Source organism: Burkholderia cenocepacia (genome assembly GCF_900446215.1).
GTDB lineage: Bacteria > Pseudomonadota > Gammaproteobacteria > Burkholderiales > Burkholderiaceae > Burkholderia > Burkholderia cenocepacia.
Window position 1 is genome coordinate 627095 of the sequence record NZ_UAQZ01000012.1, and the last position, 21261, is coordinate 648355.

Genomic DNA, 21261 nt, shown 5'->3' on the forward strand with positions numbered 1-21261 from the left:
GTGATCCTGCCAGTTTTACTGTCGCTGCGACAGGAGAACCCATCGATCGGCCGAGCGCTGAAAGCGGCGTTCGTTCAGCCGCCGATGCTTCGCGACGGGGTGCGGGAATTGCGCTTGCAGAATCTGTTACTCGACCTAGCCCGCCGTGGCGTGAAGAACGTAAGAGACGGTTTCATAAAGACTGGTCGGCCCGCCGAAGGGTATTCCAGCAGATCAGGCAGCAACCGAGTTTGAGGAACGCGCCGTGAATGTCTGCACGGCGCTCGAAACGAATGCGGAGACGACGGAAGTGATGCAGCCAGGCATGCGTGCGTTCAACGACCCAGCGATATTTTCCAAGGCCGCTGCCATGTTCGGTGCGGCGCTTGGCGATAACCGGCTCGATACCGCGATCGCGCAACGCGCGTCGATGCCGCTCAGAGTCGTAACCGCGATCGGCGTAGACCACGCGCGGTCTCTGCAGTGGGTGGCCGCGCAACCCACGAATTGGCGGAATCGCATCGATCAGCGGCAGCAGCTGCGTGACATCGTGAACGTTCGCGCCGGTCAGGATCGCCGCGAGCGGCGTGCCATTGGCGTCGGTGACGATGTGGTGCTTAGAACCTGGTCGCGCGCGATCGGTGGGGTTTGGCCCAGTTTTTGGCCCGCCCCAACGGCGCGAATCGATGAGGAATCGACTGCGGCTCGCGAGAAATCGATTTGGTCTGCTGCTCGCAGCTTCGCAAGCAGCAATTCGTGCAGGCGATCCCATACGCCCGCAGCCTGCCAATCGCGTAGCCGTCGCCAGCAAGTCACGCCCGAGCCGCAGCCCATCTCGGCGGGCAGGTCGCGCCAGCGCAGTCCGGTCTTGAGAACGAACAGGATGCCGGTCAGCGCGGCGCGATTCGAAACAGGCAGGCGGCCTGGGTTTTTCTCGCGCCGCGGCTTGGGTGGCGGCAATAACGGCTCGATCAATGTCCACAGTTCGTCGTCAATGATCGGCTTGGCCATCTCCTCGGTCTCAGTTGTTCCGATGCCTGAGGTTAACAGCTCGCCGCGCAAGTTAACAGCCCCACCGGGCCTTTTTGAAACCGTCTCTAAGTCATATCATTGCCGTCCCGTTTATGGGAACCGGTGGTGCGGAGAACGTGGCGCTGAACTTCGCCCGAGCTGTGCGTGAATTGTACCCACAACAGCAGGTATTGCTCGTGGTAGCCGACCGGTCGCACGTGGACGAACGTGTCGTTCAGATCAACGGCGTACATGTGGTGGTGCTTGGCGATTTCACGAACAGCGATTCGTATGAGTTGAAACAGGTTCTTTTGTGTGACCTGATTGTGGCGATCAAGCCTGCGGTGTTTCACAATATCAATAGCGAGGTCGGCTGGAGCGTCATCATCGAGTCGGGCGAGCACCTCAAGCGGATTGCCAAGCTTTTTGCATGCATCTTCGCATTCCAGTTTGCCGAGGATGGAAAAAGCAAGACCGGTTACGCCGCATATTTCTTGCAGCCTGGTCTGCCGGCCTTGACGGCTCTGCTCTCCGACAATCAGCGATTTGTGACGGACGCCCGCGTCGTCTATCAACTCGGCGATCAAGGAGCGAAGTTGCATGCGATCTACAACCCGAGCCGTGCATTGGGGGAGAATTGGCGTGATGTGGCGCTCGATCGTATCGCCCGCCGCAGTGCCGCGTTGTCGGGAAAACGGCCCGCGTTCCTTTGGGCCGGTCGACTCGACAAGGAGAAGCGTATCGATCTGCTGGTGGCGCTTGCCAAGGTGTGCCCGCAGTTCGATTTTTACGTGTATGGACAATCGGTCGTCGATTCGGGCGAACTGTTGCCGAAGCTGTCCAATCTGCATCTGGAAGGTCCGTTCTCATCCCCGGCTGAGCTTGTCGTGGACCGGTTGTATACCGGCTTTATCTTCACGTCTAAGTGGGAGGGAATGCCGAACATTCTTCTCGAGATCGGTGCGCTTGGCGTGCCGATCGTGGCACCCGCGGTCGGTGGCGTAGGAGAACTGATCACCAGTGCCACGGGATACCTATTGTCCGAGAGCCCGACTGCAAACGACTATCGGGTCGCGATGGAGGCGATGATCGCGGATCCGGACACGACGGACGCGCGTGCGCGCGCGCTCGTCGATTTGATCGGTACGCGCCATACGTGGCCTCGGTTCGTGGAGTGTGTTAGGGAGTTGGAAGGTTATGGAGTTTGACCGACAAAATATGGTGTCGAACGATTCGCACGTCCCGTCGTTGCCACTCGTGTCGGTGGTGATTCCGTGTTACAACCAGGCGCAGTACCTGATCGAGTCTGTATCGTCAGCGCTGGATGCGTATAGCGGGCCGCTGGAAATCATCATTGTGGACGACGGCAGCACCGCCGCCAGAACGGGCGCGTATCTGCGTGCGGCAGAAGCGCTGTCGCCCGTCGTGCAGGTGATTTCACAACCCAACGCAGGCCTGTCTGGCGCGCGCAATACGGGCATTGCGGCCGCAAAAGGGGAGTTCATCCAACTGCTCGATGCGGACGATCTGATCATTCCGCCGAAGCTCGACCTACAGGTCGCCCATTTCCGGGTGGGGAATGCTCTCGATGTGTCGATTTCGAATTTCCTGCTCTGCGATGACTCGCGGACCGTGTTTTCTAAGCATGACGAAGCCATCGCGCATTCTACGCTAGATTTGCAGGACTTCCTCTACAAATGGGAGCGGGGCTTTGCCGTTCCGATCCACTGCGCGCTGTTTCGGCGAGCGGCGCTCCCGGAGAATCCATTTGACACGTCGGCTCGTGCGAAGGAAGACTGGCTCTTCTGGTGCGGACTCAGCGCGCGCGGCGCACGCATGGCCTACGTCAATGCACATAATGCGATCTACCGGCAGCATGCGCAGAGCATGCGCCGGTCGTATGTGAGGATGGGAAAGAGCTGGCTGCATGCTGCGGCGAAGATCGATGCGATGGTTTCGGCGCGCGAGCCCGCTTTTTTTGAATCCGCGGTCGATTGGTTCGAGAATTTTTATCGAAAGCATCCTGCCTACGTCGAAGAAATTGCGCAACTGCGTGACGAGGTGGGGGTGGGGGCGTCGGGCGTATCCGGTCGGCAAGCTGAATCGGAGGAGCAGCACTCGCAGAAGCTTGAGCGGCTGCAAGTTGCTCTCGCCGAGATGTCTGCGGAAGCGCCGCTTGTCAGCGTCGTGATCCCAGCATACAACCATTTCGACTACATCGACGGTTGCCTGTTGTCCGTGATCGAGCAGAAGGGTGTTGCGATCGAGATCGTTTGCGTCGACGATTGTTCACCAGACAAGCGTACGACGGCGCTGCTGACCGCCCTACAAGCGCGCCACCCGAATGTTCGGATCATTCTCAACGACGAGAACAAAGGCATTTCGAACACGCAGAACGAGGCGGTCCAGCACGCGAGGGGAGAATACATCGCGTTCGTCGATTGCGACGATGCGCTGGTGCCTGGAGCGCTTGCGCGCGTCGTGCGAGTGTTGGCGGAGATGCCGGAATGCGATTATCTGTTCACCGACCGGTTCGATATCGACGAAAACGGCGACGAAGTTCGTCGTGCCGATTATGGCGGCTATCCGAACATCGCGTTCAGGGATGACATGAACATCAAGAACGATCTGCTTGATGGCATGGTAGCGTCGCATCTAAAGGTGATTCGACGCAGCACGTATCTCAAGGCCGGCGGATCCGACGACGCCTTTTCCGGTATCCAGGATTGGGAACTGGCCTTGAAGATCGCGGAGTTCGGCCGATTTCACTACTTGCACGAGCCTCTCTATCGGCATCGAGTCCATACGCGGTCCGTTACGTCGTCGGATAGTGTCGGTCAATTCAGGAAGACCAATATCGTCCGGCGGCGGTTTACTACCCGTTGGTTGGCCGGCGGACGTGACCGGAGCGGGCCGGTATTGCGTTTTTCCAGCGAGGCCGGGCAAATGCCGTCGATCGATGAACTCAAAGAGGCGTGGCGCCAGGGCCGACGATGTGAGATGTTGATCGCGGCGGATGCTTCCGTGCCCGTGCTCAACTTTATGCGGGAATTCAATTCCTACTTCGACCGGATCGAGTGGGTGAGTGCAGAAGCGTACGCAAGTCTGCTCGGCTATGTGCCACCCGGCGTGCTGGCTGCACAAGCGCCAGAGCGGCACGGCTGACAGCGTATGCGGGCGAGCGCGGGGCGACCCGCGTTCGTATCCGCTTAGGCCGACCGTTTCATCAATGGCACCGCCGGATTGCCGACAACGGTTACACCCGGCGGCACATCCTTGGTCACGACGGCACCCATGCCGATCACCGCGCCTTTGCCGATCGTCAGCGGTTTGTCGGGCGTACCTTGCTTCAGGACGGCACCCGTGCCGATGTAGGCGTCGTCCTCGATCACGATTCGGCCATTGCACGAGACCCGTGGAGCAAATGTCACGAAATCGCCAACGATGCAGTCGTGTGCGACGTAGCTGTAGATGTTGCACTGGAAATGTCGACCAATTCTGACGTCCGATGTGCACATCGAAAAATCGCAGAACACGGCGCCTTCGCCGACTTCGATGTTGTCGAGCGACACATGCGTGCTGGCCGTCAGCGAGCCGAACGTGAGGCCTGCGCTTTCACAGCGCTGAACCAGGGCACGTCGCGCCGCCGATGACCCGAGCGATACGACGACTGTGCGATCGCGATGCTCTGGCGAGACGAGCGTATCGAACGAGATGACTTCGATACCGTTTTGCACGGTGCCGATTTCCGATGGCGCGTCGGAGACAAATACGATTCCGGATACCGATCCTGTGTTGGTTCGGGCTTGATGCCGTCGTGCCAGCGGCAGAATCTCGCGCCCAAACCCGCCGCACCCGTAAATAGCGATTCGCTCCATCATTCACTCCAATCTGAAGGGAATCAGTCTAACGGTACGAGCGACGCGCAAGCAACTAAGGGATGTTGCCGGGGGAACGCGTGTTGTGTGATGGAAAGGCAGCCGGTGCGAAGAGGCGGCGTTCGTGTCCCGTAGACGCCGTACCGAAATTGTGGCCCTTTTTTCGTCGCTGGATGCCTGTGGCACGAATGGCCACGGCATAATTGCTACAAATAGCAATCTCGGTTGCACGGACGGGCATTCAACCTGCACACTGCGGGTGTCCTTCACGTCAATGGAAAACGACAGTCAGCACGTGACATCTCCTCCGCAAGCATCTTCTCGCTCCCCGCATTCCGTCGACGAAACACTGTCGGTTTCCATCGTGACGTACTACCCGGACAAGGCGCTCCTCGCCCGGACGCTCTCCAGTCTCCGCGCTGCGTGCGCGCGTCTCCATGCCGTGCGCGGCGGCAGTGCGATCAGCGTTTGCGTAATCGATAATGGCGGCCTGCCCGATCTCGCGACGGATCTCGCTGCCTTCGAGGAGGCCGATATCCGGTGCAGCGTGCTGTCCGGTCACGGCAACGTCGGCTACGGACGCGGGCATAACCTCGCGATCACTGCGGCGCGCAGCCGCTATCACCTGATCCTGAATCCCGATATCGACCTCGAGACGGATACACTCTTGCAGGCGCTCGACTTTCTCGACGTGCATCCGAAAGCAGGCCTGCTGACACCGCGCATCGACGACGAGTCGGGCCGGATCCAGCATCTGTGCCGGCGCTATCCTGCGTTGGTGGATCTGTTGGTCAGAGGCTTCTTACCGTCGGCCCTGCGGTCGCCGTTCGAGCGCCGACTGGCCAGCTACGAGATGCGCGACTGCATCAACGAAACGGACGTCGTATGGGATCCGCCGATTGTCAGCGGTTGCTTCATGCTGTTCCGAACCGACGTCCTGGCGCGCCTGCAGGGCTTCGATCCGCGCTATTTCCTGTATTTCGAGGATTATGATCTCAGCTTGCGGGCTGCCGAATGTGCGCGCACCGTCTATGTGCCGCTGGCGCGCGTGGTCCACCATGGCGGCGGCGCGTCCCGCAAGGGCTCAGCGCACATTCGCATGTTCGCGGTGTCGGCGTTCAAGTTCTACAATCGCTTTGGTTGGAGGCTGTGGTGACCCGCATCGTCGTGACGGGCGCGAGTGGCTTCGTCGGCCGCGCGGTCTGCCGGCTGGCGCTGACCACAGGGCATACGGTCACTGCGTTGGTGCGCCGTCCCGGCAGGTGCATCGACGGCGTTCGCGAATGGGTGTATGACGAGCCGGATTTCGCCGAGCTCGTCGACGCGTGGCCGGCCGGTCTCGAAGCTGATAGTGTGATCCACTTGGCTGCGCGCGTTCACGTGATGCGCGACGAGTCTCCCGATCCCGACGCGGCGTTCGAGGCGACTAATGTTACAGGGACGCTGCGCGTGGCCGAAGCGGCGCGCGCACACGGTGTCCGCCGGTTCGTGTTTGCCAGCAGCATCAAGGCGGTCGGCGAAGGCGACCGCGGCGTGCCGCTTGCGGAAGACGTCGCGCCCGAACCTCGGGATCCCTACGGCCGTTCGAAATTGCATGCGGAACGGGCGCTCGCGCAATTTGGGTCGAGCACTGGGCTCGATGTGGTCGTCGTTCGTCCACCGCTTGTCTATGGCCCCGGCGTGCGAGCAAACTTTCTGCGGATGATGGACGCTGTGTCGCGGGGGCTGCCTCTTCCGCTGGGCGCGATTGCAGCGCGCCGCAGCCTGGTCTATGTCGACAATCTTGGGGACGCGCTGCTGCGTTGCGCAATCGATCCGCGGGCCGCGGGCGAGTGCTTTCATGTCGCCGATGACGATGCGCCATCGGTTGCAGAATTGCTGCGGATGGTCGGCGATGCACTGGGCCGACCGGCGCGGCTGTTCCCGGTCCCCACCGCGCTGCTGTACGCGCTTGGCAGGCTGACAGGCCGCAGCGCCGCCGTCGATCGTCTGACGGGGAGCCTGCAACTTGATGCCGGACGCATAAAGCGCACACTGGACTGGCGACCGCCCTATACGACGCGGGAGGGCCTCGAAGCGTCCGCAGCGTGGTATCGTTCGCGCGACATACAGAAATAGACAATATGCATTCCGTGATTACTACGTGGCTTACGCCGACGGGAGTGGCTCTGGCCGCCGCCGTCGCCTCGACACTCATCCTGCGGACGCTACTCATCACGGGGCTGGCCTGGCGACTCGCGACCGATATTCCGAACGATCGTTCGCTGCATACGCTGCCTACACCCCGCGTTGGCGGATGGGGTATCGTGCCGGTCTGTGTCGTTGCAGTGCTCACGCTGGCGCCGCGACTGTGGCTGATCGCGATTGCCGCCGCGGGACTGGCTGCGATGTCGCAGATCGACGACCGGCGCGGACTGCCAGCCCGTGTGCGTTTTTCTGCACACTTGGTGGCGGTCGTCGCACTGATCGTCGTCTTTCCCGTCGACGCGCCCTGGTGGCTGCTCGCTGGCGTGGGTTTCGCGATGGTCTGGCTGACGAACCTGTACAACTTCATGGACGGTGCGGATGGGCTTGCCGGAGGCATGGCGTTGTTCGGCTTCAGCGGGTATGCGGTCGCGGCGCTGGGCGGCGCACAAGAGTCGCCCGATCTCGTCGTTTCCGGAGCGGCGGTCGCCGGCGCGGCGCTGGGCTTTCTTCTGCTCAATTTCCACCCGGCGAGACTATTCCTTGGCGACGCCGGCTCGATTCCGCTCGGCTTCCTGGCCGGTGCGCTGGGCTACTGGGGCTGGCGTACCAATGTCTGGCCGATCTGGTTTCCGGCCATGGTGTTCTCGCCCTTTATTCTCGATGCATCTGTAACACTTCTGAGACGCTTGTTACGCGGAGAAAAGTTCTGGCAGGCGCATCGCGAGCATTATTATCAAAGGATGGTTCGATCGGGCGTCAGCCACGGTCGGACCGCTCTTTATTGGTACCTCATCATGCTCGCCGGCATAATTGTCGCCGTGTGGGCAAAGGGCCGCCCTGAACTGCAGCAATGGCTGTCGTTCCTCGCGTGGTATGGCGTCCTGGCATGGTTCGGATGGTTGATCGACATGCGTTGGCGCCGGGTTCAAGTGGCTGCCGAAAACAATTCTTGAGGTTTCCCGCCGATGTTGCAATCCAGAGCATCTTGGCTGTCCCTGAGTGCTTTCCTGTTCGACCTGACGGCGGTTGTCGCCGCATGGTTATTCGCCTATCTCGTCCGTTTCAACGGCAGCGTTCCGCATGACTTCTTGAGCGGTGCGTTGATGGCGCTGACTTGGGTGCTACCCGTCTACGCACTGATGTTCCACGGGTTCGGCCTGTATCGCGGGCTTTGGGTATTCGCGAGCCTGCCCGACCTGATGCGTATCGCGAAAGCGGTGACCGGCGGCGGCATGATCGTGATGATCGGCGCCGTGATGTTCCAGCCGGCACCGATCATCCCCCGCTCAGTGCTGCTCGTGTCGCCGCTGATGCTGTTCCTGGCGATGGGCGGCGCGCGCGCACTGTATCGCGCGACGAAGGAGTACTACCTGTACGGCGGACTCGTCGGCAAGGGCAAGCCGGTGCTGGTGCTCGGCGCCGGCACGGCAGGTGCGAGCCTGGCGCGCGAACTGTCGCGCTCCGGCGAGTGGCGCCTCGTCGGCCTGCTCGACGACGACGTCACGAAGCAGGGCCGCGAAATCTACGGCTACAAGGTGCTCGGCTCGTTCAACGACCTCAAACACTGGACCGATGCGATGAAGGTCGAATACGCGATCATCGCGATTCCGTCGGCGTCGGTCGAAACCCAGCGCCGCGTCGCGACCCTGTGCGTGCGGGCCGGCGTGAAGGCGATGGTGCTGCCGTCGCTGACCGCGCTGATGCCGGGGCAGGGCTTCCTGTCGCAGGTACGGAACATCGATCTCGAGGATTTGCTCGGCCGCGAGGCCGTGACGATCGATACGCCGCACGTCGAGGCGCTGCTGCGTGGCCGCGTCGTGATGGTGACGGGCGCGGGTGGCTCGATCGGCTCCGAGCTGTGCCGGCAGATCTTGCGCTTCGCGCCTGCACAGCTCGTTGCGTTCGACCTCTCGGAATACGCGATGTACCGGCTTACCGAGGAATTGCGCGAGCGGTTTCCGGATTTGCCCGTGCTGCCGATCATCGGCGACGCGAAAGATTCGCTGCTGCTCGATCAGGTGATGTCGCGCCATGCGCCGCACATCGTGTTCCATGCGGCCGCCTACAAGCACGTGCCGCTGATGGAAGAGCACAACGCATGGCAGGCGCTGCGCAACAATGTGCTCGGCACCTATCGCGTGGCGCGGGCGGCGATCCGCCACGACGTGCGTCACTTCGTGCTGATCTCGACCGACAAGGCGGTCAATCCGACCAACGTGATGGGCGCGAGCAAGCGTCTCGCCGAAATGGCCTGCCAGGCGTTGCAGCAGACGAGCGGGCGCACGCAGTTCGAGACGGTGCGCTTCGGCAACGTGCTCGGCAGCGCGGGCAGCGTGATTCCGAAGTTTCAGCAGCAGATCGCGAAGGGCGGCCCGGTCACGGTCACGCATCCGGAGATCACGCGTTTCTTCATGACGATCCCGGAAGCGTCGCAGCTCGTGCTGCAGGCGTCGAGCATGGGGCACGGCGGCGAGATCTTCATTCTCGACATGGGCGAACCGGTGAAGATCGTCGATCTCGCATGCGACCTGATCCGCCTGTACGGTTTCTCGGAAGAACAGATCCGGATCGAATTCACCGGGCTGCGGCCGGGCGAGAAGCTTTACGAGGAACTGCTCGCGGACGACGAGGCGACGACGCGCACGCCGCACCCGAAACTGCGGATCGCGCGGGCGCGCGAAGTGCCGGACAATTTCCTCGACGAACTGCTGCCGTGGCTGATGCAGCATCGTGTGCTGTCGGATGACGAAGTGCGGCGCGACCTGCGGCGCTGGGTGCCGGAATACCAGACGGCGGTTGCTCCCGTGTTGCAGAGTGTGCCGTCGGTGCGCGTCGCATCGAACGGGTGACGTGGCTCCAGGCCGGAACCCGAGTGGTAAAAAAAGCGCCCGGCTGGGCGCTTTTTTGTTCGGAAGCGAGCGTATCGCTCAACGGCTCTGTCGATGCTTCCTCACCACCATCCACCTCGGCGCCTTGAACCGCACGATGCTGAGATAAAGCCACACATAAGTCACCGCGAACAGCACGACGAACGCGAACAGGTGCACCGTATGCCGCCAGAACAGCGTCGCCGGTATCACCGCGACGAGGCACAGCAACCACAGATAAGGTGAAGTCAGCGAATTCCGCCGCGTCAGGTCGTGCGCATGCTTCGTACCGACGGCCCAGCGCATCAGCCGCTTGTACACGAGCATGTGCAGGTGCACGCCGTCCGGAATCCCTGGCGACATCCCGCGAATGAACTTCTTCCGGTAGATCGAGAAGCAGGTCTCGAAGATCGGATACATGAACAGCAGCACCGGGTACCACGCGGACACTTCGCGGTTGCGCATCACGAGCATGATCGCGAGTTCCGCGAGCATGAAGCCGATGAAATACGCGCCGCCGTCGCCGAGGAAGATCAGCCCGGCCGGGAAATTCCACAGGAAGAAGCCGAGCACCGCGCCCATCATGATGATCGACGCGGACATCACGACCGGGTCGTTGACGTGGAACGCGACATACGCGAGTGACGCGAACATCATGAAGCTGACCATCGACGCGAGCCCGTTGAAGCCGTCGATGATGTTGATCGCATTCGCGAGCGCGGCGACCGCGAGCACGGTGACGAACGCCGAAATGGCGACGTAGCCGAGCAGGAAGTCGAGCGGCGGCACGCTGATGCGCGTGACCGCGATGTGCATCAGCCAGAATGCGAGCGCGGCCGCGCCCATCGTGCAGAGCAGCCGCGCGCGCGGCGACACGCGCTTGGTCAGATCCTCGACGAGACCGGACAGGAAAGCCGGCATCCCGCACGCAACGATCCCGAGAATGCTGCCGGAGATCGTCGGATAGCGCCGGAACAGCACCAGCGCGGCAACGACGACCCCGGCGAGGATCCCGATGCCGCCCACCCGCGGCACCGGCCGCACATGGAATTTCTGCACGCCGGCCAGGTCGCTGTCGATCGAGAATTTCTCGTGAAGGTGCGCGTAGCGCACGATGAACAGCGTGACGAGCAGGGAGACGATGAAGCCGGACGCGAAGCTGAGCATGGGACCGCTCGGAAAATGGACAGCGGATTATACAAAACCGCGCGGGTTCCCCTCCTGCCATCGCCAGTGGTCGGCACACATTTCCTCGATGCCGAGCGTCGCGCGCCAGCCGATGATGTCGGCCGCGGCCTGCGGGTTCGCATAGCACTCGGCGATGTCGCCCGGGCGGCGCGCGACGAGTTCGTACGGCACCGGACGACCCGACGCCTTCTCGAACGCGCGCACCACTTCGAGCACGCTGTAGCCTTGCCCGGTGCCGAGATTCACGACGAAGCTCGCGTCGCGCTTCGCGAGCGCGTCGAGCGCGGCGATGTGCCCCTTCGCGAGATCGACGACGTGGATGTAGTCGCGCACGCCGGTGCCGTCCGGCGTCGGGTAGTCCGAGCCGAACACGCGCAGCTTTTCCAGCTTGCCGACCGCGACTTGCGCGACATACGGCATCAGGTTGTTCGGGATGCCGGCCGGATCCTCGCCGATCAGCCCGCTTGCGTGCGCGCCAACCGGGTTGAAGTAGCGCAGCGTCGCGATTCGCCACGACGGGTCCGAGACTTCGAGATCGCGCAGGATCTGCTCGGCGATCAGCTTCGACTGGCCGTACGGGTTCGTCGCGGACAGCGGGAACGATTCGTCGATCGGCGAGCGCTCGGGCACGCCGTACACGGTCGCGGACGAGCTGAACACGAACTGCCTGACGTTGCGCTCGCGCATGACCTTGAGCACGGCGAGCAGCCCGCCGATGTTGTTCTGGTAGTACTCGAGCGGCTTCTCGACCGATTCGCCGACAGCCTTGAGCGCCGCGAAATGAATCGTGCCGGTGATCGGATGCGCGTCGAACACTTTCGCGAGCGCGGCTTCGTCGCACACGTCGACCTGGTGGAACGCGGGCGTCTTGCCCGTGATCCGCTCGATCCGGCGCACCGATTCGGCCTTGCTGTTGACGAGGTTGTCGACGATCACGACGTCGTAGCCGTTGTCGAGCAGCTCGACGGTCGTGTGCGAGCCGATATAGCCGGCTCCGCCGGTGACGAGGATGGTGCCTTTAGCGGTCATTGCTGATGCGCTCCTTCAGAGGGTGATACCGGTTAACGAGTGGATGGTACGCCGGTAGCGTTCGACGACCTGCTGTTCGTCGAATTCCGCCGTGACCTTCTGCCGGCCGCGCGCGCCCATCGCTTCGCGTCCGGCCGTTCCGAGTTCGATCATGCGAGTCAATTGCTCCGCGAGGCTCGCGCTGTCGCGCACACGGCACAGGTAACCTGTTTCGCCGTCGGCGACGACGTCGCGGCAGCCCGGCACGTCGGTCGCGACGATCGGGCGGCCCATCGCCGATGCTTCCATCAGCGTGCGCGGCACGCCTTCGCGGTACGACGGCAGCACGACGCAGTCGGCCGCCGCGATGTGCGGTCGCACGTCGTGCGCTTCGCCGAGATATTCGACGATGCCTTCGTCGACCCACGCGTCGACATCCGCGCGGCCGATCGCGCTCGGATTGTCGACGCCGAGCGGCCCGAGCAACTGGAAGCGCGCGTTCGGGAAGCGCTCGCGCACGAGACGCGCGGCCTCCACGTATTCGCGCACGCCCTTGTCCCACAGCAGCCGGCCGATCAGGATGAACACGGGCGCGTCGCCGGCGGGCAGCGGCACGGGCGCGAACTGTTCGAGATCGACGCCTTCGCCGTGCAGCAGCCGTGCGCGATCGGGGTGCGCGAGCAAGCGCTCGTCGGTGAAGGTCGCGAGATCGTCGCGGTTCAGGAACCACACTTCACGCGGGAAGCGGAATGCGAACCGGTACAGGCGCTTGGCGACGCTCGCCGCGCGGCTCTTCTGGATGAACACGTAGCCGAGGCCCGTCGTCACCGCGATCGACGGCACGCGCGCGAGCCACGCGGCCACCGAGCCGTAGATGTTCGGCTTGATCGTGTAATGGAACACGAGGTCGGGCCGCAGCGCGCGATAGTGGCGCACCAGCGCGGCGAGCGTGCCGAGATCCTCGCGCGGGCTCGTGCCTTTCGACGCGACCGCGAGCGCCACGTAGCGGCAGCCCATCTGCTCGAGCAACGGCACGGTGCGATCGTGCGGCGCGATCACGACGACCTCGGCGCCGCGCGCGACGAGCGCACGGATCAGCCCGTGGCGATACGTATGGATCGCCCAGGCCGTGTTGCAGACGAGCGCGATGCGCAGCGGGGAGGTGGCGGACATGAAAAAAAGAAAAAATAAAGCGTCGAAATTGCCGAACGGGCCGGATGCACGTCAGGCGGACGGCCGCGCGGCGAACAGCGTCTGCTTGATGCGCTGCAGCGTACGGTACGGCGTCACGAAATGCAGCAGGTTCTTGGCGAGGCCGGCCCAGTCGTACGGGTTCAGCACGTTGAAGTGGCGCAGCAGCAGCGTGAGCGTCGACACCAGCTGGCGCCGGCGTTTGGTCGCGCTGATCCCGCCCTCGTTAAGCTCGTAATACAGGCCGAGTTCCGGCAGGTTCGCGCAATCGTAGCGTTGCATTAACCGTAAAAAAAGATCGAGATCCTCGGCCGCGCGGTACTTTGCCCGATAGTTGCCCACTTCGCGCACGGCGTCGATGCGCAACATCACAGACGGATGCACGAGCGGCGAGCGCAGGAAGCGCGTGCGGCGCAGCGTGCGCGGATCGGCGGCCGGCGTGAGCATGAAGCGCGGCTCGCCGGCGCGCGACACGACCTGCGTCCACATGCCGACGCAGGCTACGCGCGGGTGGGCGCCGAGATAGGCGCGCTCCTTCGCGAGGCGCTGCGGCGCGGCGAGATCGCCGGCGTCGATACGGGCCGCGTAGCGGAAGCCGCGTGCCGCGAGCGCGTCGATGCCGGCCGCCAGCGCGCGTTCGATGCCGCCGTTCCGGGGCATGCGCAGCACGTCGATCGACAGGCCCGGCAGATCGGGCGCGACGATCGGCGGCGTGCTGCCGTCGTCGACGATCAGCACGTGCACGGGCGCGTCCTCGCGAAACGACGCGAGGGTCCGGACGACGTCGTCGTGCCCGTTGTAGGCCGGCATCAGCACGGCCACGTCGTCGAGCGGGGTCGGGCAAGCAGGGGACGTCATGTTCGCAGCTTGAAACGGATGTAATAAAAGTTGACGGCGGCCGCGGCCAGGTAGCCGGCCGCCAGCCCGACGAGCGCGCCGTACAGGCCGAGCCGCGGGATCGCGAACAGGTTGACGAGCGCGGCGATGGCCAGCGCGAGCAGCCATTTCGACAGCAACACGAATTTTGCTTGATATTTGAGAACGATAAGATTGCCTATCGCCTCGATGCCGGCCGGCACGGACAGCCAGACGGCCCAGCGGAAGATGTCGACCGACGCCTCGTAGCCGCGGCCGAACACCTTGCCGACGATCAGCGGGGCGGCGGCGTCGAGCACGAGCGCGCCGGCCGTCATCAGGCCGGCCGTCATCGCGATCAGCCGGACGATGTTGCGGCGCAGCCGCGCGACGTCCTGCACGCGGTAGACGAAGGCGGGCGCGATCGTCTGCGCGAGCATCAGCGCGAGCGTGATCCAGTTTTCGTTGAGCTGCTGCGCGGCCGAATAGCGGCCGAGATCGGCGAACGACACGTGGCGCTCGAGCATCAGGCGGTCGAGCTTCAGGAACAGGTACATGCAGATGAGGCCGAGCCAGAACACGGTGCCGGCCGTTGCAAAGTGCCGGAACAGCGGCTTGTCGAACGTCCAGCCGAGCGCACCGCCGTTACGATGGCGGTAGTACAGCAGCAGCGCGAAGCCGATCGCGGCGGCTTCCAGCGCCCACAGCCACGCGAAGCGGGCGGGGCCGGCGGCCGCGCGGACCAGCAGCCAGACGAGCAGCGCCTTGGCGAGCGCGGTGACCATGCTGGTGACGAGCTGCGGCTTGCTGTAGGTCATGCTCTGCAGCCACGCGTTGATCACGCCGACGAACGGCTCGCGGAACACCATCGTGACCGCGAGGCCCGCGAGCATCGCGCCGACCAGCGGGTCGAAGGCGCCCGCGGCGATCGCGATCCAGGTCGCGGCGAGCGCGGCGGCCGACACGGCGATGCGCAGCACGAACGCGCTGCCGAGCACCGCGCCGAGCTGCGCGGGCGGGCGCTGGACGATGGTCGGGACGAGGATTTCCGCGCCGCACACCCAGGTGAGCGGCGCCAGTACCAGGAGAAGCGTATTCGCATACTGCCATTTGCCGAACAGATCTGGCCCGAAATAACGGGCCAGCAGGCCGCTGATCGCGATCGCGACGCCGATCTGGGTGAGCCGTTCGAGCCCCAGCCAGACGAGGTTCGCGACGGCCTTCGCGACGTCCGGGTTGCCGAAGCGCTTCAGCATGCGCGGCAGCGGCGGCGCGCGCGAGGGGCGGCCGGAGGCGGCAGGTGGGCGGCGGCGGGGCGGCTAGGCATTAAAATGGGCGACATGCGCGTCATCGAAACCCGCGATTATAAGTGGGATCGCGGCCGCTCCAGCCGTTGCGCCCCGTGTTCCGCCGGCAGGCATGTATCATGCGCGGCACCCGCGAGCGGCGGCCGCGCAAGCCAGACAATTTTTCATGCACGCAACCGAGAGAAGAGAATCGATGATCTCCCAATCCATCTTCAAGGCATATGACATTCGTGGCGTGGTCGGCAAGACCCTCGACGTCGACACGGCGCGCGGGATCGGCCGGGCATTCGGCAGCGAAGTGCGTGCGCAGGGCGGCGATGCGGTCGTCGTCGCGCGCGACGGCCGCCTGTCCGGACCGGAGCTGGTCGGCGCGCTGGCCGACGGCCTGCGTGCGGCCGGGGTCGACGTCGTCGACGTCGGCATGGTGCCGACGCCGGTCGGTTATTTCGCGGCGAACGTGCCGCTCGCGCTGAAGGGCGGCGAGCGCCGCGTCGATTCGTGCATCGTCGTCACGGGCAGCCACAACCCGCCCGACTACAACGGCTTCAAGATGGTGCTGCGCGGCGCCGCAATCTACGGCGAGCAGATCCAGGCGCTGTACCGCCGCATCGTCGACGAGCGGTTCGAGACGGGCAGCGGCACGTATGAAGCAATCGACGTCGCGGATCAGTACATCGCGCGCATCGTCGGCGACGTGAAGCTCGCGCGGCCGCTGAAGCTCGTCGTCGACGCCGGCAACGGCGTCGCGGGCCCGCTCGCGACGCGCCTGTTCAAGGCGCTCGGCTGCGAACTCGTCGAGCGCTTCACCGACATCGACGGCACATTCCCGAACCACCACCCCGATCCTGCCCACCCGGAAAACCTGCAGGACGTGATCCAGGCGCTGAAGGACACCGATGCGGAGCTCGGCTTCGCGTTCGACGGCGACGGCGACCGTCTCGGCGTCGTCACGAAGGACGGCCAGATCATCTATCCGGACCGCCAGCTGATGCTGTTCGCGGAAGAAGTGCTGTCGCGCAATCCGGGCGCCCAGATCATCTACGACGTGAAGTGCACGCGCCACCTCGCGCAGTGGGTGAAGTCGAAGGGCGGCGAGCCGCTGATGTGGAAGACGGGCCATTCGCTCGTGAAGGCGAAGCTGCGCGAGACGGGTGCACCGCTCGCCGGCGAAATGAGCGGCCACGTGTTCTTCAAGGATCGCTGGTACGGCTTCGACGACGGCCTGTACACGGGCGCGCGCCTGCAGGAAATTCTCGCGAAGACGGCCGATCCGAGCGCGCTGCTCAACAGCCTGCCGGACGCGATGAGCACGCCGGAACTGCAGCTCTGGCTCGACGAAGGCGAGAATTTCCGCCTGATCGAGCAGTTGCAGAAGGAAGCGAAGTTCGACGGCGCCGACGAAGTCGTGACGATCGACGGCCTGCGTGTCGAGTACCCGGACGGTTTCGGCCTCGCGCGTTCGTCGAACACGACGCCGGTCGTCGTGATGCGCTTCGAAGCCGAGACGCAGGAAGGGCTCAAGCGCATCCAGGAGGACTTCCGCCGCGTGCTGACGGCCGCGAAGCCGGACGTCAAGCTGCCGTTCTGAGCACCGGCGGCCGGCGGGCCGCCCGTACGACGGCCGGCTCATCGGCCGGGTTTATCTTGAAAAGCGGCGCGCGCCCCGGGCGCGTGGCCGCTTTTTGTCTGTCCGGCCCTCCGGGCGGGATAAAATCCCCCCTTTATGTCTGTCGCCGGCTGCCAGCCGGCGTTTTTTCAGCGTGCAAAAGATCCTGATCGTGCGTGTGTCGTCGCTGGGCGACGTCGTGCACAACATGCCGGTGATCGCCGATATCCGGCGCCGCCACCCCGATGCGCAGATCGACTGGCTCGTCGAGGAAAGCTTCGTCGACCTCGTACGGCTCGTCGACGGCGTGCGCAACGTGCTGCCGTTCTCGCTGCGCCGCTGGCGCAAGAAGCCGTTCTCGGGGGCCACGTGGCGCGAGATCCGCGCGTTCCGCCGGCGCCTCGCGGCCGAGCAGTACGACCTCGTGATCGACTGCCAGGGCCTCATCAAGACCGCGTGGGTCGCGAGCTGGGCCCGCGGCCCGCTCGTCGGGCTCGGCAACCGCACCGACGGCGCCGGCTACGAATGGCCGGTGCGCTTCTTCTACCGCAAGCGCGTGCCGATCGCGCCGCGCACGCACGTCGTCGAGCGCTCGCGCCAGTTGGTCGCGGCCGCGCTGGACGACCCGGCGCCGACCCCGGCCGACCCCGTCGAGTTCGGCCTCGACACGCGGGCGGCAGCGCTCGCGGTGGCCGCGCTCGGCCTGAACTTGCCGGTGCCGTACGTCGTGTTCGTCCACGCGACGTCGCGCGCCGACAAGCAGTGGCCGGACGCCGCGTGGATCGAGCTCGGCCAGGCGCTGGTGCGGCGCGGCGCGTCGCTCGTGCTGCCGTGGGGCAACGACGCGGAACGCGCGACCAGCGAGCGGCTCGCGAAGGAATTCGGCGCGGCGGCGATCGTGCCGCCGAAGCTGTCGCTGCCGGCCGTGGTCGGGCTGATCGACGGCGCGGCCGCGACGGTCGGGGTTGATACAGGTCTGGTTCACATCGCGGCCGCGCTGAAGCGCCCGACGGTCGAACTGTACAATTTCGCGACGGCCTGGCGGACCGGCGGCTACTGGTCGCCGAACGTCGTCAATCTCGGCACGGCGGGGCAGCCCCCGTCGATCGCGCAGGTGAAGTCGGCGCTCGCGGGCTTCGGCCTCCTGTAACGCTGTCCACACGCGAACCGATCATGAGCGAATCCCAGATCATCGAAGTCCCGTCCGCCGACTGGAGCGGACACAACCTGTCGGCGCCGCGCGAGCAGTTGCTGGCCGCGGTCGAGGAAGGCAAGGTGCTGTATTTCCCGCACCTGCGCTTCGCGATCGAAGGCGGCGAGGAAGCGCTGCTCGATCCGGCGCTCGCCGATCCGAAACGCAAGAACATCAGCCTCGCGCCGAACGGCGGCGCGCTCGCCGGCGTGCTCGGCGACAGCGTCACGCAGTCGGCCGTGCGCGCGCTCGTCGCGCGCTTCCAGCAGCAGGCCGGCACGCTCGTCGACGGCCTCTTTCCCGAATACCGCGGCAAGCTGCGCGTCGCGCCGACGAGCCTGCGGCTGATGCAGGTCGAAACGCGCCAGACGTCGTGGCGCAAGGACGACAGCCGGCTGCACGTCGACGCGTTCCCGTCGCGGCCGAACTACGGCGAGCGCATCCTGCGCGTGTTCACGAACGTGAACCCGGCCGGCGCGCCGCGCGTGTGGCGTGTCGGCGAGCCGTTCGAGGACGTCGCGAAGCGCTTCCTGCCCAAGATCCGGCCGCAGTTCCCGGGCTCGGCGTGGCTGCTGAACCTGCTGCACGTGACGAAATCGCCGCGCAGCGCATACGACCACCTGATGCTGAACCTGCACGACGGGATGAAGGCCGATCTCGACTACCAGAAGACGTGTCCGCAGCAAACGATGCCGTTTCCGCCGGGCAGCGTGTGGATATGTTTCTCCGATCAGACTTCGCACGCTGTGATGTCGGGCCAGTTCATGCTCGAGCAGACCTTCTTCCTGCCGGTCGACGCGATGGTTCGCCGCGAATGCGCGCCGCTCGGCATTCTCGAACGCCTGACGGGCAGGGCGCTGGTTTGAGCGCGCGCCTGCTTCGACGCAATACCCGGGCGGCCGCATGCTGAGGGCGATCTATCGCGCGCTGTGGTGGCTCGTCGCGCCGGCCGCAGTCATCCGGCTCTACGTGCGCTCGCGCAAGGAGCGCGGTTATCGCGAGCATATCGCCGAGCGCTTCGGTCACGTCGCGGGCCGCTCGCGCGACGACCGCGCACCGCTGATCTGGGTGCATGCGGTGTCGGTCGGCGAGACGCGCGCCGCGCAGCCGCTGATCGATGCGCTGATGCGCGCACGCCCCGATGCGCACATCCTGCTCACGCACATGACGCCGAGCGGCCGCGCGACGGGCGAACAGATCTTCGGCGATCGCGTGCTGCGCTGCTACCTGCCGTACGACATGCCGGGCGCGGTGCGGCGCTTCCTGCGTGCATGGCGGCCGACGCTCGGCCTCGTGATGGAAACCGAGGTGTGGCCGACGCTGATCGACGAGTGTCGCCGCGCGGACGTGCCGCTGGTGTTGACCAATGCGCGGATGTCCGCGCGTTCGTTCCGGCGCGCGGCAAAATTCGGCGCGGCGACGCGCGACGTGTTCGGCGGCTTCTCGCGCGTGCTCGCGCAGAGCCCGGCCGATGCGGAGCGGCTGACGTCGCTCGGCGCCCGCAACGTGACCGTGCTCGGCAACCTGAAGTTCGACATGACGACGCCGCCGGAACTCGCGGCACGCGGCCATGCGTGGCGCGACGCGATCGGCGCGCGGCCGGTGTGGGTCGCCGCCAGCACGCGCGAGAACGAAGAGGCGCTGGTGTTGCAGGCGTTCGCGGAAATGCGTACGCCCGGCGCGCTGCTGGTGCTCGTGCCGCGTCATCCGCAGCGCTTCGCCGAGGTCGAGGCGCTCGTCGCGCGCGGCGGGCTTAAGTGCGTGCGGCGCTCGGTGTGGGCGGCCGATGCGGCCGCGCTCGCAGCGGGCCGGCCGGCGGCCGACCCGCTGCCGGACGACGTCACGGTGTTGCTCGGCGATTCGATGGGCGAGCTCGGTGCGTACTACGCGGCGGCCGACATCGCGTTCATCGGCGGCAGCCTGCTGCCGCTCGGCGGGCAGAACCTGATCGAAGCGTGCGCGGTCGGCGTGCCGGTGCTGATCGGGCCGCACGTGTTCAACTTCACGCAGGCGACCGCCGATGCGGTCGCGGCCGGTGCGGCGATGCAGGTCGAGGATCCGCTCGATCTCGCACACGTGCTCGACGCGCTGTTCGCCGACAACGCGCGGCGCATCGCGATGGGCGCGGCCGGCGCGGCCTTCGCATCGCGTCACCGCGGCGCGACCGCGCGCACGGTCGACGTGCTCGCCGCGCTGTTGCCGCCTGCCGCAACCGGCGCGCGTGCGCTGCCGGACGTGCAGGACGCTCCGGACGACGACGCATAGACGGCGCGGGCGGCGCGATGCCGCCCGGACTCGCGTGGCGGCGTCGCAGGGCGCCGCCGCGCCGCTCACACCGTCAGCAAACCCTTCTTCTCGATGAATGCGATCACGTCCGCGACGCCGTCGAGCGCCTTCAGGTTCGTCATCACGTAAGGCCGCTCGCCGCGCATCTTCCGCGTGTCGGACGCCATCACGTCGAGGTTCGCGCCGACCAGCGGCGCGAGGTCGGTCTTGTTGATCACGAGCAGGTCGGACTTCGTGATGCCGGGGCCGCCCTTGCGTGGAATCTTCTCGCCGCCGGCGACGTCGATCACGTAGATCGTCAGGTCCGACAGCTCGGGGCTGAAGGTCGCCGCGAGATTGTCGCCGCCGGACTCGATGAACACGATGTCGGCATCGGGAAAGCGCGCGAGCATCCGGTCGACGGCTTCGAGGTTGATCGATGCATCTTCCCGGATCGCCGTGTGCGGGCAGCCGCCCGTCTCGACGCCCATGATGCGTTCCTCGGGCAGTGCGCCCGCGACCGTCAGCAGTCGCTGGTCTTCCTTCGTATAGATGTCGTTGGTGATCGCGACGAGGTCGTAGCGGTCGCGCATCGCCTTGCACAGCATTTCGAGCAGCGTGGTCTTGCCGGAGCCGACGGGGCCGCCGATGCCGACGCGCAGCGGCGGCAGTTTCTTCGTGCGGCGGACGGAGGAGGGGGCAGGTGCGTTCATGGTCGGGCAAAGAG

At 65.1% G+C, this 21261-nt stretch carries 18 protein-coding genes; 10 read left to right on the forward strand and 8 right to left on the reverse strand.

Annotated elements, in window-relative coordinates:
• Nucleotides 1-172 precede the first annotated feature (172 nt).
• A protein-coding gene (locus DTA15_RS20290; RefSeq protein ID WP_085964347.1) for an IS5-like element IS402 family transposase occupies nucleotides 173-990 on the reverse strand; the annotation gives its coding sequence in 2 pieces (ribosomal slippage) (nucleotides 173-642 and nucleotides 642-990; 819 coding nt in all).
• A 137-nt stretch (nucleotides 991-1127) separates the two neighbouring features.
• On the opposite strand from DTA15_RS20290, the gene DTA15_RS20295 reads away from it, so the two are divergent.
• On the forward strand, nucleotides 1128-2198 hold the full coding sequence (locus DTA15_RS20295; RefSeq protein ID WP_227743234.1) for a glycosyltransferase family 4 protein: 1071 nt from the start codon (nucleotides 1128-1130) through the stop codon (nucleotides 2196-2198).
• A gap of 10 nt (nucleotides 2199-2208) precedes the next feature.
• Nucleotides 2209-4155 (forward strand): glycosyltransferase family 2 protein, encoded by a 1947-nt coding sequence (locus DTA15_RS20300; protein WP_006485126.1) that lies wholly within the window; start codon nucleotides 2209-2211, stop codon nucleotides 4153-4155.
• A gap of 44 nt (nucleotides 4156-4199) precedes the next feature.
• Here the strand turns inward: DTA15_RS20300 and DTA15_RS20305 are convergent, their stop codons facing one another.
• Complete coding sequence (locus tag DTA15_RS20305) at nucleotides 4200-4868, reverse strand: acetyltransferase (protein ID WP_012492905.1); 669 nt, start codon at nucleotides 4866-4868, stop codon at nucleotides 4200-4202.
• Nucleotides 4869-5142: 274 nt separating this feature from the next.
• On the opposite strand from DTA15_RS20305, the gene DTA15_RS20310 reads away from it, so the two are divergent.
• The 4 genes from DTA15_RS20310 to DTA15_RS20325 are packed head-to-tail and all read left to right on the forward strand — an operon-like array spanning nucleotide 5143 to nucleotide 9904.
• Entirely contained in the window at nucleotides 5143-6024 is an 882-nt protein-coding gene (locus DTA15_RS20310; protein WP_012492904.1) for a glycosyltransferase family 2 protein, read from the forward strand.
• A complete protein-coding gene (locus DTA15_RS20315; RefSeq protein WP_006493016.1) occupies nucleotides 6021-6986 on the forward strand; it encodes a UDP-glucose 4-epimerase family protein in 966 nt (321 codons plus the stop codon). Before DTA15_RS20310 ends, DTA15_RS20315 begins: the two co-directional genes overlap by 4 nt.
• A 5-nt stretch (nucleotides 6987-6991) precedes the next feature.
• Complete coding sequence (locus DTA15_RS20320) at nucleotides 6992-8008, forward strand: MraY family glycosyltransferase (RefSeq protein ID WP_012492902.1); 1017 nt, start codon at nucleotides 6992-6994, stop codon at nucleotides 8006-8008.
• 12 nt (nucleotides 8009-8020) lie between these two features.
• Nucleotides 8021-9904, forward strand: a complete 1884-nt coding sequence (locus DTA15_RS20325; RefSeq protein ID WP_006485114.1) for a polysaccharide biosynthesis protein — start codon at nucleotides 8021-8023, stop codon at nucleotides 9902-9904.
• Between the two features lie 78 nt (nucleotides 9905-9982).
• Here DTA15_RS20325 and DTA15_RS20330 read toward each other — a convergent pair whose 3' ends face one another.
• From DTA15_RS20330 to DTA15_RS20350, 5 genes are read right to left on the reverse strand one after another with little or no spacing between them, the layout of a single operon-like run.
• The gene (locus tag DTA15_RS20330) at nucleotides 9983-11089 is read right to left on the reverse strand and encodes an MraY family glycosyltransferase (RefSeq protein ID WP_006485106.1); all 1107 of its coding nucleotides are present in this window, start codon (nucleotides 11087-11089) and stop codon (nucleotides 9983-9985) included.
• 27 nt (nucleotides 11090-11116) lie between these two features.
• Nucleotides 11117-12139 carry a UDP-glucose 4-epimerase GalE gene (galE, locus tag DTA15_RS20335; protein ID WP_006485111.1) on the reverse strand — a complete coding sequence of 341 codons (1023 nt, stop codon included), beginning with the start codon at nucleotides 12137-12139 and terminating at the stop codon, nucleotides 11117-11119.
• A gap of 15 nt (nucleotides 12140-12154) precedes the next feature.
• A complete protein-coding gene (locus DTA15_RS20340; RefSeq protein WP_006485113.1) occupies nucleotides 12155-13291 on the reverse strand; it encodes a glycosyltransferase family 4 protein in 1137 nt (378 codons plus the stop codon).
• Between the two features lie 51 nt (nucleotides 13292-13342).
• Complete coding sequence (locus DTA15_RS20345; RefSeq protein ID WP_006485112.1) at nucleotides 13343-14167, reverse strand: glycosyltransferase; 825 nt, start codon at nucleotides 14165-14167, stop codon at nucleotides 13343-13345.
• Nucleotides 14164-15420 (reverse strand): lipopolysaccharide biosynthesis protein, encoded by a 1257-nt coding sequence (locus tag DTA15_RS20350; protein WP_006485120.1) that lies wholly within the window; start codon nucleotides 15418-15420, stop codon nucleotides 14164-14166. Before DTA15_RS20350 ends, DTA15_RS20345 begins: the two co-directional genes overlap by 4 nt.
• A gap of 244 nt (nucleotides 15421-15664) precedes the next feature.
• Here DTA15_RS20350 and DTA15_RS20355 point away from each other — a divergent pair, with 244 nt between their 5' ends.
• The 4 genes from DTA15_RS20355 (at nucleotide 15665) to waaA (ending at nucleotide 20534) form a co-directional block, all read left to right on the forward strand.
• A complete protein-coding gene (locus DTA15_RS20355; protein ID WP_006485103.1) occupies nucleotides 15665-17059 on the forward strand; it encodes a phosphomannomutase/phosphoglucomutase in 1395 nt (464 codons plus the stop codon).
• 172 nt (nucleotides 17060-17231) lie between these two features.
• Entirely contained in the window at nucleotides 17232-18227 is a 996-nt protein-coding gene (gene waaC, locus DTA15_RS20360) for a lipopolysaccharide heptosyltransferase I (protein WP_006485129.1), read from the forward strand.
• A 23-nt stretch (nucleotides 18228-18250) separates the two neighbouring features.
• Nucleotides 18251-19135 carry a Kdo hydroxylase KdoO gene (kdoO, locus tag DTA15_RS20365; RefSeq protein WP_006485119.1) on the forward strand — a complete coding sequence of 295 codons (885 nt, stop codon included), beginning with the start codon at nucleotides 18251-18253 and terminating at the stop codon, nucleotides 19133-19135.
• Nucleotides 19136-19172: 37 nt separating this feature from the next.
• Nucleotides 19173-20534 carry a lipid IV(A) 3-deoxy-D-manno-octulosonic acid transferase gene (gene waaA, locus DTA15_RS20370; protein ID WP_012492900.1) on the forward strand — a complete coding sequence of 454 codons (1362 nt, stop codon included), beginning with the start codon at nucleotides 19173-19175 and terminating at the stop codon, nucleotides 20532-20534.
• A gap of 65 nt (nucleotides 20535-20599) precedes the next feature.
• Here the strand turns inward: waaA and ureG are convergent, their stop codons facing one another.
• Complete coding sequence (gene ureG / locus DTA15_RS20375) at nucleotides 20600-21247, reverse strand: urease accessory protein UreG (RefSeq protein ID WP_006476704.1); 648 nt, start codon at nucleotides 21245-21247, stop codon at nucleotides 20600-20602.
• Nucleotides 21248-21261: the final 14 nt, after the last annotated feature.

Coding starts and splice junctions, on each gene's coding strand:
- galE (WP_006485111.1), bottom strand. CDS start 12,139: ATGACCGCTAAAGGCACCATCCTCGTCACCGGCGGAGCCGGCTATATC.
- DTA15_RS20310 (WP_012492904.1), top strand. CDS start 5,143: ATGGAAAACGACAGTCAGCACGTGACATCTCCTCCGCAAGCATCTTCT.
- DTA15_RS20300 (WP_006485126.1), top strand. CDS start 2,209: ATGGTGTCGAACGATTCGCACGTCCCGTCGTTGCCACTCGTGTCGGTG.
- DTA15_RS20305 (WP_012492905.1), bottom strand. CDS start 4,868: ATGGAGCGAATCGCTATTTACGGGTGCGGCGGGTTTGGGCGCGAGATT.
- DTA15_RS20320 (WP_012492902.1), top strand. CDS start 6,992: ATGCATTCCGTGATTACTACGTGGCTTACGCCGACGGGAGTGGCTCTG.
- waaA (WP_012492900.1), top strand. CDS start 19,173: ATGCTGAGGGCGATCTATCGCGCGCTGTGGTGGCTCGTCGCGCCGGCC.
- ureG (WP_006476704.1), bottom strand. CDS start 21,247: ATGAACGCACCTGCCCCCTCCTCCGTCCGCCGCACGAAGAAACTGCCG.
- DTA15_RS20350 (WP_006485120.1), bottom strand. CDS start 15,420: ATGCTGAAGCGCTTCGGCAACCCGGACGTCGCGAAGGCCGTCGCGAAC.
- DTA15_RS20340 (WP_006485113.1), bottom strand. CDS start 13,291: ATGTCCGCCACCTCCCCGCTGCGCATCGCGCTCGTCTGCAACACGGCC.
- kdoO (WP_006485119.1), top strand. CDS start 18,251: ATGAGCGAATCCCAGATCATCGAAGTCCCGTCCGCCGACTGGAGCGGA.
- DTA15_RS20355 (WP_006485103.1), top strand. CDS start 15,665: ATGATCTCCCAATCCATCTTCAAGGCATATGACATTCGTGGCGTGGTC.
- DTA15_RS20330 (WP_006485106.1), bottom strand. CDS start 11,089: ATGCTCAGCTTCGCGTCCGGCTTCATCGTCTCCCTGCTCGTCACGCTG.
- DTA15_RS20345 (WP_006485112.1), bottom strand. CDS start 14,167: ATGACGTCCCCTGCTTGCCCGACCCCGCTCGACGACGTGGCCGTGCTG.
- DTA15_RS20325 (WP_006485114.1), top strand. CDS start 8,021: ATGTTGCAATCCAGAGCATCTTGGCTGTCCCTGAGTGCTTTCCTGTTC.